Genomic DNA, 14,695 nt, shown 5'->3' on the forward strand with positions numbered 1-14,695 from the left:
ATGATTTTTAATTTCATCAAAATAATTGATGGGCAAACCCAACTGCTACTCTACCAAATTTTATCTAAATTTGGCAGAACAGTTATCCTAAACCGACTAATAAGTTAGAGTATAATCTATATTTATTAGTATGTTTTAACTTTTCCAGTGATACTCGAGTCAGCATTTATGGTACTAATCTGATTGAATCTTTTAACAAAAAATCAAGTGACAAGCCAAAAACGAGAATGATTTCCTAATAAAGTAGCCTTGGAGTGAACATTAGTATTGTATTGAATTCATATTAATTAATTTTACTAACAAACAATATCATTCAACATTATATTATCTCAATTTTATGATTAATCTACAAAATATTTCAATCTAAACAATTACTTTACACATTAGTAGTATTAGAAAATAAGATGTACAATGAATATAAAATCACTTTGATAGAAATAAACGATTGATCAAATATTAAAAACAATTCAATTTATTAATCAACACAAATTAGATATACATCAGTACCTAACTGTTATTAAATTTTTATAGTCTGTTCTAATTAAACTTGTAATCTACTATTTCTCTATTTTAATAATAAAAACCTGAATCTTTAATACTATATTACTAAAGATTCAGGAGATATTAGACCTATAATAAACAATTAAATATATTATTAACAATACCTATTATAAAGAACGAACTTCTTTATACATTTTAGATGCCTTATTTTTTTGTTCATTTGTTAGGGGAGCTGCTGGTGTCAAACAAAAACCATTATTAGTAATTCCCTGTAAATTAACTATATATTTGAAAGTAGACATAAATGGTGTACTTATATTTAATAAATCAGAAGCATGCTCAATAATATTTTGATTCTTAGATACTCTGTCTTCATCATCATTCTCATAGCTTTTAATTAAATCTACACAGACATCACTAATGATATTTGACAAACCACCTACTACTCCTTGTCCTCCTGATTTAATAACCTCTAAGCAATTGCCATCAAAACCCGTATAAACTTTAAAATTAGGAAATTTACTATTCACATTTTTAATTATGCTAATAGTGTGCTTAACATCACCAATAGTATCTTTAATGCCTACAATATTGTTATTTTCTTTTAATAATGAAATAAGCAAATCATTATTTATATCATAGCCTGTTCTTTCTGGATAATTATATATAATAATATCACCATTAATAGATTTTGCCATTTTGTTAAAGAAAATAAATAAACCATCATTTGTAGCAGACATATAATATGGCCCAACTAATAATATACCGTCAGCACCTAATTCTATTGCTTTATTAGCAAAGTCAATACTAAGTTGGTCATCCATTCGATTAGCACCAACATATACTTTTGTCCTATGATTTATATATTTTATACCGTCCTCAACTAATTGATTACAAACATCTAATGTTTGGGCATAAAATTCTCCACAACTTCCCAATAATGCAATAGCTGAAATACCATCGCTTATAAGACGATCATATAATTTGTGCATTGCCTCAAAATCTACAGTATTCTCATCCTTTAAAATTGTTAATATTGGACAAATATATTCTTTTTCCATTCTAGTACTCTCCATTCTTTATAATATTAAATTTTATAAATTATTTAACCAAAAAAGAAATAAGCAATTATTTCATTTATTATAGAAACTATCCACATTACAGGTACACCATACTTTAAAAAACTTTTAGTATCTACTTTCATATAATCTAGTCCCCAAATATTCCAAGATTGTGTAACATCGGTTGAAATAGCAAGTAAACTAGGAATTAATAGTAGTGGAAGAAGAAAATAGTCACTGAACAAATGTGTACCTGATAATACTGCTGCAGTAGCAGCTCCAGCACCCCAAACATGTAAAGGACCCCTAAATAACGCTAATGGAGCCAAAACGCCGAAAATTATAGCCAATAGAAGATGACTATGCGGTAAAATAGCACTAAACAATGGTTTAAATTGACTAGCATTAATCGAAGCAGCCCCAGTAAACATAGTTAAAGCCATTAAAAACATTATTAATCCAGCAATATCAGAAATAGATTTTTTTATTGTATTATCTAAGAAGGATACAAATTTTTTATAATTTGACATTTGATTTGTTAATATCATGGCAATAATTGTAGCTAAGGTTAATGCTGGTACTGCATCCCATTTAAATAACATATTCATTGCAACAGGGATAATAGGAACAATATAAGAAAATTTAGAAACTTTTTTTATACTATTATCTCCTGTTTCTGCACCTATTATTTCTAAATTTTCATGAGCTTTTGTAATATCTATTTTTTTTCTATTTAATATTAATAATAAAATCACAAATACTATTTGAACTATTGCAGCAATCCATCCAAATGATAAATATTTAGTATCGTATGTTACTGATGGAAAAAATGGTTTTATTTGATTAAATAAAACAACATTAACATACATTGGAGCCCCAATAGCTAAGCAAAAAGTAGTCAAAGCTAAATCGCGTGGTATTCCTATTGATAATAGAATTGGTAACAAAATAACACCTATTGCAATAACTGAGCCCACTCCATAAGCGCTTACAAAAATAAATGAAGTTACTAATAATACTAAAATAGCAGAAATCAATGGCTTATTTTTTCCAATTTTATTAGTCTCCTCAGAAATAGAAGACGCAATACCGCTCTCAACTAATACACGTCCAAACCATGAACCAAAAATTATATATATAATTGTAGGACCATAATTTAAAGCAGGTTCTGTAAAAACTTTTTTAATAGCAGTATTAAAAGGAACGAGTCCAATTATAGACCAAATTATGGCCATAACAAACAAACCAATAGTTAAATTTCCACCCTTTAAAATGAAAACAATAAAAGCAAAAAAACTAATTAATAATAATATAGGAATAATCATTGAGCTCATATTTTTGCTCCTCTTATTAGGCTATTTAAATCTTGCCTATTATTTATTAGGTTGATAATCTTTATCAATAATTAAAACTGGTTTGATAGTTTTGCCTGAAACAGAGTCAGCGTTAGCTTGATTAATATCTTCAAAATCATAAAATTTTTCAGTCTTATCAAAATCAAACATACCCAGTTTGTAGAACTCTAATAAGCGAGGAATATCCACTTGAGGAATAGAATCGCCCATATTAACACCAACAATTTTCTTGTCATCAACACATAAATCGTTCCAAGTTGAAAGTTGAATTAACTGTGTTGTCACAGCAATTGCGGCACAAGTACCACCTTGAGCCAAAGCTTGGACAGCATTAGTAATAACACCAGCAACACCCGTAGTATCAACTGTCCAATCCACACCATAGCCACCAGTTAATTCTTTGATTTTGGCAACAGCGTCTTCATCTTTACTATTAATTGCATGAGTAGCACCTAACTCTTTAGCTAATTCTAAACGTTCAGGAACAATATCCACAGCAATTACTTTAGTACAACCAGCGATTCTGCCTGCCATCATTGCAGCTAAACCAACAGCACCAGTACCAAAGACAGCAATCGTATCACCAGGTTTAGGTTGTAAAGTATTAAAGACAGTACCGGAACCTGTTACATAACCACAGCCTAAAGGCCCTACTTTACGTAAATCAATTTCAGGATCGATTTTAACTGCATTGCGTTGGTCCACAACAGTTGTAGTAGTAAATGATGATTGATTGAACATATCTGAGATATGTTGGCCGTTTTCTTGAAAATGATCTTCACCATCAGCCCGAACACCAGACAAATTATAATCACCATAATGACGACATTGAGTTGGCACTCCTTTTAAACAGTTATCACAAATGCCATCAGCATAAAATGACAAAATAACATGATCACCAACTTTAAAATTGGAAACTTGGTCGCCAACTTTTTCGACAATTCCAGCACCTTCGTGACCCAAAATTACGGGATAACCTAAATCGGCATCACCTTTACGAATAGCCTCATCTGAATGACAAATACCACTTGCAACCATATGAACTTGCAAATCGGTATGACCTACTTCGTGTAAGTCAATATCATCTTTTATTGTAAAATCTGCACCCTTTTTTTCAACAACAGCTGCTTTAATCTTCATCTTCTTGCATCTCCTAATAATATTGAGTAAACGTTTACCTAAGGATATTGTTACACTTTCCTCAAAATAAATCAACAGAAAAATAACTTTTTTAAATTTTTAATTCTAAACCGAATATCTTTCGATTAATAAAAATCACAATTTAATTTAAAAATTATAAAACAAACTTTTGTAAAGATAATTATTACAAAAATTTCAAAAGCATGAATTATCTTAAATATTTTAAATAGTATGCACTTTAATTACAAAATAATAGTACTATAAAAAAAATACAAAATTCAGAAACATATTGTGAAATTATTAAAATCACTAAACATACAATTTAAAACTAAACTTAAATTATTTAGTTCTTCTTATTCATGCATAATTAATTATTTTGACTAATAACTAAATATATTAAATGAAATTAATATTTAAAAATATCTTTAGATGTGAGTCCGAGAAAAATACTTTAGTTCTTAAAGTCAATCCTTCAAGACAAGGTTAAAATATCATGAGCCAATCATATTGGCAATTTTTTATATATTATTTATATAAACTTTAATTACAAAGTATACTAATTTTTGAGTAAAAAAGGACCTAAACAAAGTTGAAATTGTAATATAAAAATTAAGTAATTTTTACAGTTATAATAGATCTCATATTTATGTGATAATTAAAGAGATTTTGTATTATTTGATTAATTATATCGAAAATTTATATATAGATTTATATTAAAATTATTATAATTGGCAGATTACAGTTTAATCCGAATAAGCTCTAAAAACTTCAATGGCAGTCCGGTAATGGTGCAGCTTTAAAGGGCGGTTATTAATCAGTTCCAAAGCCTCCAGTACTTGCTCAGCTGTCACCTGATTAAAAAGTTAGTTTTCTTGGGAAAGAACCAGCGCAGCTTCCGGTTAAAATACTCATTACTGCCCCGTGCCCAAGGCGAATAGTGATGACAGAAATAAGTGGTTAAGCCATAGTCCTGTTCCAAGTCCTGATATTGGGCAAACTCTTTCCCATGATCTACTGTAATGCTTTGAACGGTGCTGCCGAACCGGTGCATAAAGCTCGCAAAGGCTTGATTTAAGGATTGGGCTGTCCGATCAGGAGATTTCATCGCCCAAAAGAAGCAACTATGTCGTTCCAAAAAGGTAACTAAACAAGCTTTGCTTTGCCCGCGACTGGATAAAATGGTATCCACTTCCCAATGGCCAAATGTCTGGCGTTGATTAATCGCTGCTGGACGCTGTTCAATACTTGTACCTGGTTTGATATTGACCTCGAGTCTCTGGGCTGCGCTGGCGGCGACGATTACGCTCCGGTAAATCCTGACAGTCAAAGTCTAATTGACCTTGATGCAGCCAATTATAAATCGAAGCTGGCGCTATCTTAAATTTGACAGCAATGACTTCCGGAGACCAAGTCAAGCGTAAATGGTTTTCAATCAATTGCTTGAGAGACGCATTTAGAATAGTTTTGCGCCCACAATGCTGTCTTTTTTGATCGACATCTTGTTGGGCTAAAACAGGGTCATAGGGTTTTACCCGTTGTAATTCGGTACAGATAGTGGACTTAGCTACACCGACTGCATCAGCGATTTGTTGTTGCGTTTGACCTTGTTGCCATAAAAGGGCTATTTCTCCGCGGTCAAACTGTGTTAAAGTAGCAGTGCTCAAAGTAATCCTGCTTTCATGGTTTGTGTGATAACTACCATTGTCAAGGAATTACTTTGGGTTTTTTAGATTAATGCTTGTTCGGATTAATTATAGAATCTGCGAATTGTTTAAATTAAATTAGTAATTTAATAGATATTCAACAAATAGGATAAATTATGGTATAAACAACGTAACAATAGTCTTTACAATTTTAAGTTATAATTAAATTTATTAAAGAGTAGCTTTAGTATTTAAAATTATATGTTAAATTAATATGTTTTAGTAATTATCTTGAATTTTTTTAGGTAAACGTTTGACATATATTATGAAAGGGATTTCAAACATTCCTTTAAAAACAATAAATTGTAGGAGGTATAAAATGTCTATCATTTTAAATACGTTAATTTTTGAAAAAGAAATTCAGAAAGGAATAAGTCAAGTAGCTTTAGTAAAGCGAATACATGATATAGGCGTAAATGGTATCGAAGTCAGAAGAGAATATTTTAAAAATTATACAAATGAATTGGAACAGCTAAAAAACGAAGCAGATAAATATAATATGACTGTTAATTATAGTGTACCAGAGTCAATTTTTACAAAGGATGGAACTATAAACGAAAAGCTAAAAGATTATTTTCAAGAAGGTAAACAATTAGGAGCAACAAAGATAAAGTTTAATATAGGTAACTTCAAAAACTTTAAGGGAAATCTAGATAAAGCTTTAAAACAATTCCCTATTGATGATATTGAAACCAATATTGAAAACGATCAGACAGAAATAAGTGGTACATTAGAAGCGATAAAAAGTTTTTTACAAGCCATATATTCAGAAAATATAAATATTGGTTATGTGTATGATTTAGGAAATTGGGCATTTACTCATGGTGACGCACTTAAAAGTGCAAATGAGTTATCAAAATATACTAGATATGTTCATTTAAAAAACGTTATAAATAAAGAAGGAAAATTACAGACATCTGATAATTTAAATATAGGAATGTATGATTGGCGTCTGATTTTAAAAAAATTACCTGTTAATGTGGACGTTGCATTAGAATATCCTATGGAGTCCGATGAATTTATTTATAATCAATTAAAATTATTAAACAAATAATCAAACAATTTGTTTTCTATTTATACTAAACAACTAGGAGTGTTAATGATGAGTGAATTTATTACTATCGGCGAACCGCTAGTGATTTTTGCTTCAAAAAATAAAGATAAATCATTAGTTGATTCAAATGATTTTCATAAAGTTATGGGAGGAGCAGAACTTAATGTTGCAGTAGGTGTTAGTAGATTAGGGCACACAGCACAATATATTTCACAGGTCGGTTCAGATCCTTTTGGTAAATATATTAAAAAAACAATATTGAGCCATAATATAGGTGTAGATTATCTATATGAAGATCCTAATCATTTTACAGGATATCAATTAAAGCAATTGGTATCACATGGGGATCCCAGTACATTTAATTATCGTAAAAATTCTGCTGCATGTTATTTAAACAAAGATGTAGTAAATAAAATAGATTTGTCAAATGTTAAAATAGCACATATGTCTGGTATCTTTCCTGCTATTTCAGACATAGCAGAGGAAACCTTTAAAAATTTATTTAGCAATCTTATTAGAAATAATATAGTAACTACTTTTGATCCCAACTTAAGGCCTCCTTTATGGTCTTCTCAAGATAAAATGATATCTACTATTAATGAATTAGCAAATTATGCTCAAATAGTATTACCAGGAATAGAAGAAGGAAAAATACTTGTAGGAACAAAAGATCCTGAAAGAATAGCTGATTTTTATTTGAAAAGTAAGCATACAAAAGTTGTAATAGTAAAAATTGGTGCAAAAGGCGCATTTGTCAAAAAAGATAATGGCGATAAATATACAGTAAACGGATTTCATGTAAAGAATGTTGTGGATACTGTGGGCGCGGGAGATGGCTTTGCACTAGGAGTTATAACAGCATTATTAGAAGGTCAATCATTAAAAAGAGCTGTTATTCGAGGGAATGCAATTGGTGCTTTACAAGTACAAACCCCAGGAGATAATGATGGCTACCCTACACAGGAACAGTTAAAGAATTTTTATAAAAAAGAAGGAATACTTTAATAATTAAGGTGGCCATATTAAATATGATTAAAACCATAATGAACGAAATTAATACAGTAATGAGTTTAGTTAATATTGAACAATTAAAAGAAACAGAATCGTTATTAATGCAAGATAGAAAAGTATTTGTTTTAGGTGCTGGAAGATCAGGATTAATTGCTAAAGGATTTGCAATGAGATTAATGCAACTAGGCTATACAGTTTATGTTATTGGTGAAACTATAACTCCATCAATACAAAAAAACGATATTTTATTTTGTATCTCGGGATCTGGTGAAACACATAATATTATTACTCTAGCCAAAAAAGCAAAAGCAATAGGTGTTACATTAATCACAGTTACTAGTAATATTGATTCTTATTTATCCAAAATTAGTAATTCTATAGTTTTGATCCCAGGAACAACAAAAGATAATGATGGTGCTGTTAAATCAATTCAATTGTTAAGTACATTATTCGATCAATGCTCTTATATAATTTTAGATATATTATGTTTACAATTAAGCCATATAAAAAATATTAGTGATAGTACTATTAAATCAAGACATACTAATATGGAATAGCACTATCTAAATCTAAAAATATTTTTAAATTTAGACGAGTTATAAGATTTACATTATGAAATCGTAATAAAGTAATATCTTATTTTATGAGATAAAGTAATGGGATAATATTTATTTATTAATACACTCATAGCTTATAATATTTTGTTTCTAAAAATTTTTTGTAACTAAAAAGATCATAGTAATACCGATTAATTATATATATTCGTATTATACAATAACTATTTAGGGACTCTATTTTAAATATTAATAGAGAATGAAATAAATTTAAAATTAGATATTTTGAATCTAAGGATTAATTAAAATATTAAAGAATATAATATAATGTGCAATTAGATAGGTAATAATGAATAATTTTTGTTCTGCTGATCCAACATAATATAAACTTAACTTTATATTGAAAATAAGCTCACAGAACAAACCAATATCTCCAACAATGCTTCGTCAATGATTGTCAGATTATAATCTTCTTGTCAAGAAGTTAGTCTACACTCTATAATATCAGTATGTAAAATATAATAGGGTTGATTATCATTAAATTAATGTTTTACTTGTTTATACCTTGATTCAGTGTCCTCACTAATGACAAAATTCATTGTACAGTCAAAAATGGCTTTAAAGAGAGATAGTTGGATTTTATTGCTGACTAATTTAACTACAAATCTAAAGACTTATTTTTAAATTTTTCCAACAAATGAGTAGAATATAAATAATCGTATTGAATTCAAATGTTGCTTGTGACTATTGAAATTTCTAAGTATCTCTACAAGTACAGATTATTATTGACTGGTTTTATTAGCCAAGCAAGCACTTAGAAACTATCAGACCTTATATAATATTATGATCAAATACACATATTCTAACGGCCATTATTTTAATATTATAAGTCTTTTATGATACAAAGATATAAGCAAAAGACTTTTTAAAGCAATAAATCCCACTTAGTGATTCTTATAAAACATCAAAGTTGCTTTTTATAGCCATTATGAGCTATAAAAACTAAAAACAAGATTTACAAAGTATATTTAAAATGTATAAATGTTTAATCATGAAAAAATATTTGCGCATTACAAAGTTTGATAACATTATCGTGGTGGCTATTTAACCGTAATTTATATTGATTTCTTCAAAATACAAATACTTTATATAATAAAGTATTAAAAACCATTAAATTGATTAATCAATATCTCTCTAAAGCTATATCAATTTAGAATTGATATAAAAATTTTTAAATATAGTTTAGATTAAATTTATAATTGCCATTTATTAAAAAAATTTTGCTGGAATAATTATTTTTTTATCTGAATTCTGTTTTGATTTTATTATTTTAACTAGAAGTTCAGCTGCAGTTCCTCCCATAAGAAAAGAATTTTGAGTTATAAATTTCGCATTAGGAACAATAGAACGAATTATATTTGTATCTATAAAACCTGTTGTAGTTAAGTTAATATTATCTAATATTCTTTTAGATATGAGATATGGTACTATTTCTAATAACCACCTCTCCTTTAATGAAAAAATAACAGTTTTATCATTCGAAGATTTTATTAATTTTAAGAGTTTTTTTATGATTTCTTTCATATTGTAAATAGTTTCAGATATTTCAATAATATCAATATTTTGAGTTACAGATTTAATTCCATAAAATCTTTCCCTTCTGGTAGATACACAATCTATTTTAGATGTTAAAACTATTATATGTTTAAATCCATTCTTGTTAAAGTATAAAGTAGCAGTCCGAGCAATTTCATAATTATTTGATAACACCTGGGGCCATTTAATTCCATTAAATTCTCTATCTATCAATACAGTTGGTGTATCATTAAATAAATTACTATTAATAAAATTCCAATTTGTAGTATTAGGTTGAAAAATTATCCCATCAAAATTATATGATTTTATATTTTTTAATATCTCTTTTTCTCTTTCTTCACTGGCATTTGTATCAAATAAGACAGCAATATATCCGTTACTTTCTAAATAAGTGCTTACTCCTTTGAAAATCTCAGTTGAAAAATAATCATCAATATTTGCAACTATAACAGCAATCATTCTACTAGAGTTAGTAACCATTTGTCTAGCTGCAAAGTTTGGAACATAATGTAGTATATTAATTGCTGAATTCACTTTAAATGCAGTTTTGCTAGACATTCTTTTAAGATCGCCATTTAAAAATCTGGATACTGTGGCTGTTGAAACGTTTGCTAATCTTGCCACATCTTTTATGTTAGACTTTTTATTCATTATAAAAATTTCCTTAAAAATTTATTTATATAGAATTAATAAATATCATATAAAAATTATGAGTAATCTAATTTTGTTTATTTAATGCTAAAGTATTAAAATCTTGAAAGACAATTTTAAGTTTAGCTAATAATTATTTCTATTGCAACTATCAATCATCAAACAAAATCGAAATAGAAATCACTTTAAGTATTTCTAATTGTACACAATAGTGAAGTGCTCCGTAATATTTAGATATTAAATTCTAACTATGAATAATATTTTTTCTATAAATATTAGTTTTATGGCAAAGAGTGCTGATAAATATTTTACTTGCCAGTTCAATAACTATTTGAACTGGTTTTTTTGTTTTTCTATTCATTATTGAACTCGTTACCGTTGCTAATAGTTTATTTTTGATCGAATTGGAGCGTCAAACTATAGATAAATTCGTAATTATAAATAATGATAATTATGAATACCATAGCTGTACAAATAATTATTTTGATTTTGTTATTTCTTTCCTACAAAGTACATTATTAAGCTGTTTTTGTAATTTTAAATAACAAGGCTGTCGATTAAGCGTAATTAAGAGAAACAACTAGTTTTCTCAACTATTCTTAACTAAAATATCATTTTGGCATTAAAGGAAGTACGTAAATTGAAAGAAGGCAGAAAAGAGAGTGCTAGTTTGAATTAATTTTTCTGTGCAACGTACATGGTATTTTTTATCTAATATGCTTTTATGTCTCTTTAATTTTGAAGATTAAACTAATAGAATAAAACCGTTGTTAAAAGACATTGTCTAACCTACTTTCATTACTTTTATTCAATTGTATGATTAAAAGTAATCAATATTTCCTTTAGTTTATCAAGTTATTTTTAAATATTAAAAAAGTATTGATATTTCTATCAATACTCAAAAATATAGAGCCAAAATATATAACTTCTATACTCAACTTAAAATTATATTTTTGCTTCATTCATTTAACAGCATCAAGCATGAACACGACGGATACGCATTACATTGTGATTAAGTGAAATATCTTCAATAATTCGTGCACAAGCAACAGAATCTGGTCCTTTTAATTCAAAAGTATTCACATAAACCGGATGATTATTTTCGCGGGTAATTGCAAAGTCCACGCAATTAGCTTTGATATTATGTTGCTTAAAGTAATCCTTAAAGAATCTCTTCGTTTCGTGTTGATGTTGGTATTTAATTTCAATTTGCTTAGGTGCATTCAAATGCAATACAGTTTTTAAATTACTCAACACCAAATCAATCAACCTCCTCTAAATAAAATTTAGTATTGTATGTTAGTAATCGCTTACTTTGAATAACATTGTCAAAATAATACTTAGACATTTGTCTGTATATTTTAGTAATGATATTATTTGTACAAGAAAAGGTCAAGAGATTGGCTTAGGATGTTAATCACAAACTTTATATTATCTATTAAACAACTCCTAACAGACCTAAAACAATTGCTAAAACTAGCACTCCTAATAAGATCCAATTAACATTAACTTTTTTACTTAATAACCAATAACAACCTAAAGTTACCACTAATGGCACTAGGCCTTTCCATAACTGATCCAAATATGTTTGAATTAAAATAGGCTTACCACCAGTGATTGGAATAGATAGCTTACTTTTAAAAGTAACCATACTAGCTGTCATACAACCAATCATCATAAGTCCTAAAGTGGAAGCAGCTTTATTTAATAACTGCATACTGCCACTCTTATACATGTCTGAAATAAATGTGTCTCCTAAAGTAAAACCCATATAAGTGAGATAATATCTGGTTAAAATGGCAGGTACATTATAAATAATCAAAAATAAAATAGGTCCAAAGATTGATCCTTGACTAGCTAAGCTAATCCCAATTCCAGCAGCAATAACTCTTAAAACTCCCCAAAAAATTGAGTCTCCAATACCTGATAAAGGCCCCATTAATGAAGTTTTCAATGCCACAATAGAATCTGTATCAAAATCAGGATCTTCTGAATTTTTCTTTTCCATTGAGGCAACTAATCCCATTACAAAAGTTCCAACATTTTGAGTAATGTTATACCAAGTTGTATGACGACTTAAGGCCTCAGCCTGCGCCTTTTTATCATCTTTATAATAGCGATTAATTGCTGGCAAAATTGAATACATAAAACCTGGTGCATGAGCCTTAGTTGCACCTGCACGGCTAGCAAAAACAGTAAATGAACGCCAAAAAATTGAATTAATCATTTCTCGATCTTCAGGGGATACATTTTTGGTTAATTTCATGAGAAAAAGTCCTCCTCTTCTTGTTCCATTTCATTTGCATTAGTATTAGTTACTACAGCACTTTGACTTTTTAAAGCGACTTGCTTATTTTCAATATCCATAATTTGCTTATCACGTTGCCATTGTAATACTACGATAATAATTCCAATCGCCGCTACAGCCACTGATGGCAATTGTAAATATGCTGTTAAAATAAATCCCAAAAAATAAAATGGAGATAATTTTTTACTCCAAAGCATACGCATTAAAATAGCAAAACCTACGGCTGGTAATAATCCACCTGTTGCTGATAATCCTGCCATCAAATTTTGAGGAATTGCACTAACTAAATGTTGTACCGGTTTAGCACCTGCTAATATAGAAAAGAAAGTAACTAAAGAAAACACAAAGTAATTTAAGAACCACATACCAAAATGAGTCCAAATTAATCCCTTTTGATTATCACTAGCCGCTACTTTATCAACTACGGGTGCAAATATATTCATAACTACATTTTTCATAAACATAGATATAAAAGCTGCAAAAACGCCAATAGGTACTGCGATTGCTAATGCTGCTTTTTGATTTACATTCAAAATAATTGAAAAAGTGGTAGCCAAAACAGTAGCTGTTACTGGTTCAGCGGATAAAGCACCACCAATATCAACAGCACCCATAAAAATAGCTTCTAAAGAAGCACCCATCATAATTCCAGTTCGAATATCACCAAAAATTAAACCAGTAATCATTCCTACTACAAGTGGTCGTTCAATCATGGTTTGACCCCATAGCCAATTACCACCAAAACAAACAAATACACACAAAGCAGCTAATATTGCTGTCTTTAACATATAAATCACTCCTTTAATTAATACTCAATTTACATTTTTTAATAACGAAGTAATAGCAGTTTTATTATTGCTGGGTACCACCTGATTAAAAACTGGAATATTAAGTTTAACTAACTCCTTTAATGCTATTAATTCATTTTGGTCAAGCATCAACGTAGAATTTAACTGAATTGATTGATCAGCGTTGTCTGCAAAACGGCCTACATTAGCAACATTAATTCCATCAATTTCAGAAACATTTTGTGCAATTTTTAAAGCATCTTGAACACTATTAGTTAAAGCAAACATTCTCATATCTTTACCTTTTGGATTATTAAACACTTTAATCGCATCGTCTACTGAACGAATAAGTAATTTTTTACCTGTTGGTGTAGCCATTTTTAAAGTCATCTTGACCATTTCATTATTAGCAGCATTATCATTAGCTACAACAATACCCGGCGTATCCAATTCCTTAGTCCAAACTAAAGCTACCTGTCCATGTATTAACCGATCATCTACACGTAATTGTGCAATCATTTTAATCTTCCTTTCCTTTATGTTCTTTATGCCAAAAAATCACTATCAGATAAATCTTCCGTTGCACTAACTTGTACTCGTTGTACTTGTGACTCATTAATCAACTGGTCTAAACGCTTACTAGTTAATGTTTCTGTATCTAATAACACTGACAAAACCACAGCCAAATTAGCTTGTGTCACAATATATACCCCTTCTTGTTCGCCTACTTCTAAAACAACTTTTTGATTAACACTGCCACCGTTTAAATCTGTAAAGATTACGCAAGGTTTGGATGCTGTCTTAGCAAAATGTTTGATTTCAGGAACATAATCATGTTGATCAACATAAGCATCAATGGTATGTATTTCATTACCTCTTCCTGTTAAAATATCAATTGAGCTCTGTAAGCCACTGGCCAAATGCCCGTGGCTAGCAATCAAAATAGCTGTCATTATGCCAAACTCCTTTGAGA

At 29.2% G+C, this 14,695-nt stretch carries 12 protein-coding genes and 1 pseudogene; 3 read left to right on the forward strand and 10 right to left on the reverse strand.

Going from position 1 to position 14,695, the window contains the following annotated elements:
* Nucleotides 1-668: 668 nt before the first annotated feature.
* From DS830_RS06180 to DS830_RS06195, 4 genes and pseudogenes are all read right to left on the reverse strand, one after another.
* Nucleotides 669-1,562 (reverse strand): dihydrodipicolinate synthase family protein, encoded by an 894-nt coding sequence (locus DS830_RS06180; RefSeq protein ID WP_162887538.1) that lies wholly within the window; start codon nucleotides 1,560-1,562, stop codon nucleotides 669-671.
* A 44-nt stretch (nucleotides 1,563-1,606) separates the two neighbouring features.
* On the reverse strand, nucleotides 1,607-2,896 hold the full coding sequence (locus DS830_RS06185; RefSeq protein WP_118908669.1) for a transporter permease: 1,290 nt from the start codon (nucleotides 2,894-2,896) through the stop codon (nucleotides 1,607-1,609).
* Between the two features lie 39 nt (nucleotides 2,897-2,935).
* On the reverse strand, nucleotides 2,936-4,057 hold the full coding sequence (locus DS830_RS06190; protein WP_118908670.1) for an NAD(P)-dependent alcohol dehydrogenase: 1,122 nt from the start codon (nucleotides 4,055-4,057) through the stop codon (nucleotides 2,936-2,938).
* Nucleotides 4,058-4,800: 743 nt separating this feature from the next.
* A pseudogene (locus DS830_RS06195) lies at nucleotides 4,801-5,721 on the reverse strand (IS30 family transposase).
* Between the two features lie 358 nt (nucleotides 5,722-6,079).
* Here DS830_RS06195 and DS830_RS06200 point away from each other — a divergent pair.
* The 3 genes from DS830_RS06200 to hxlB are packed head-to-tail and all read left to right on the forward strand — an operon-like array spanning nucleotide 6,080 to nucleotide 8,382.
* Nucleotides 6,080-6,814, forward strand: a complete 735-nt coding sequence (locus tag DS830_RS06200; RefSeq protein ID WP_118908671.1) for a sugar phosphate isomerase/epimerase family protein — start codon at nucleotides 6,080-6,082, stop codon at nucleotides 6,812-6,814.
* 48 nt (nucleotides 6,815-6,862) lie between these two features.
* A complete protein-coding gene (locus DS830_RS06205) occupies nucleotides 6,863-7,819 on the forward strand; it encodes a sugar kinase (RefSeq protein ID WP_118908672.1) in 957 nt (318 codons plus the stop codon).
* A 23-nt stretch (nucleotides 7,820-7,842) separates the two neighbouring features.
* On the forward strand, nucleotides 7,843-8,382 hold the full coding sequence (gene hxlB / locus DS830_RS06210) for a 6-phospho-3-hexuloisomerase (protein ID WP_118908673.1): 540 nt from the start codon (nucleotides 7,843-7,845) through the stop codon (nucleotides 8,380-8,382).
* 1,266 nt (nucleotides 8,383-9,648) lie between these two features.
* Here the strand turns inward: hxlB and DS830_RS06215 are convergent.
* The 6 genes from DS830_RS06215 to DS830_RS06240 form a co-directional block, all read right to left on the reverse strand.
* Nucleotides 9,649-10,626, reverse strand: a complete 978-nt coding sequence (locus DS830_RS06215; protein WP_118908674.1) for a LacI family DNA-binding transcriptional regulator — start codon at nucleotides 10,624-10,626, stop codon at nucleotides 9,649-9,651.
* Nucleotides 10,627-11,601: 975 nt separating this feature from the next.
* A complete protein-coding gene (locus DS830_RS06220; protein ID WP_118908675.1) occupies nucleotides 11,602-11,886 on the reverse strand; it encodes a hypothetical protein in 285 nt (94 codons plus the stop codon).
* Between the two features lie 178 nt (nucleotides 11,887-12,064).
* Nucleotides 12,065-12,892 carry a PTS system mannose/fructose/sorbose family transporter subunit IID gene (locus tag DS830_RS06225; RefSeq protein WP_118908676.1) on the reverse strand — a complete coding sequence of 276 codons (828 nt, stop codon included), beginning with the start codon at nucleotides 12,890-12,892 and terminating at the stop codon, nucleotides 12,065-12,067.
* On the reverse strand, nucleotides 12,889-13,722 hold the full coding sequence (locus DS830_RS06230) for a PTS mannose/fructose/sorbose/N-acetylgalactosamine transporter subunit IIC (protein WP_118908677.1): 834 nt from the start codon (nucleotides 13,720-13,722) through the stop codon (nucleotides 12,889-12,891). The genes DS830_RS06225 and DS830_RS06230 overlap by 4 nt, the downstream gene beginning before the upstream one ends.
* Before the next feature lie 24 nt (nucleotides 13,723-13,746).
* On the reverse strand, nucleotides 13,747-14,241 hold the full coding sequence (locus DS830_RS06235; RefSeq protein WP_118908678.1) for a PTS sugar transporter subunit IIB: 495 nt from the start codon (nucleotides 14,239-14,241) through the stop codon (nucleotides 13,747-13,749).
* Between the two features lie 26 nt (nucleotides 14,242-14,267).
* A complete protein-coding gene (locus DS830_RS06240; protein WP_118908679.1) occupies nucleotides 14,268-14,675 on the reverse strand; it encodes a PTS sugar transporter subunit IIA in 408 nt (135 codons plus the stop codon).
* Between the last annotated feature and the right edge of the window lie 20 nt (nucleotides 14,676-14,695).

Origin of the sequence: Bombilactobacillus bombi (assembly GCF_003522965.1) — a bacterium.
Classification (GTDB): Bacteria; Bacillota; Bacilli; order Lactobacillales; family Lactobacillaceae; genus Bombilactobacillus; species Bombilactobacillus bombi.

Coding starts and splice junctions, on each gene's coding strand:
- DS830_RS06180 (WP_162887538.1), bottom strand. CDS start 1,562: ATGGAAAAAGAATATATTTGTCCAATATTAACAATTTTAAAGGATGAG.
- DS830_RS06185 (WP_118908669.1), bottom strand. CDS start 2,896: ATGAGCTCAATGATTATTCCTATATTATTATTAATTAGTTTTTTTGCT.
- DS830_RS06190 (WP_118908670.1), bottom strand. CDS start 4,057: ATGAAGATTAAAGCAGCTGTTGTTGAAAAAAAGGGTGCAGATTTTACA.
- DS830_RS06200 (WP_118908671.1), top strand. CDS start 6,080: ATGTCTATCATTTTAAATACGTTAATTTTTGAAAAAGAAATTCAGAAA.
- DS830_RS06205 (WP_118908672.1), top strand. CDS start 6,863: ATGAGTGAATTTATTACTATCGGCGAACCGCTAGTGATTTTTGCTTCA.
- hxlB (WP_118908673.1), top strand. CDS start 7,843: ATGATTAAAACCATAATGAACGAAATTAATACAGTAATGAGTTTAGTT.
- DS830_RS06215 (WP_118908674.1), bottom strand. CDS start 10,626: ATGAATAAAAAGTCTAACATAAAAGATGTGGCAAGATTAGCAAACGTT.
- DS830_RS06225 (WP_118908676.1), bottom strand. CDS start 12,892: ATGAAATTAACCAAAAATGTATCCCCTGAAGATCGAGAAATGATTAAT.
- DS830_RS06230 (WP_118908677.1), bottom strand. CDS start 13,722: ATGTTAAAGACAGCAATATTAGCTGCTTTGTGTGTATTTGTTTGTTTT.
- DS830_RS06235 (WP_118908678.1), bottom strand. CDS start 14,241: ATGATTGCACAATTACGTGTAGATGATCGGTTAATACATGGACAGGTA.
- DS830_RS06240 (WP_118908679.1), bottom strand. CDS start 14,675: ATGACAGCTATTTTGATTGCTAGCCACGGGCATTTGGCCAGTGGCTTA.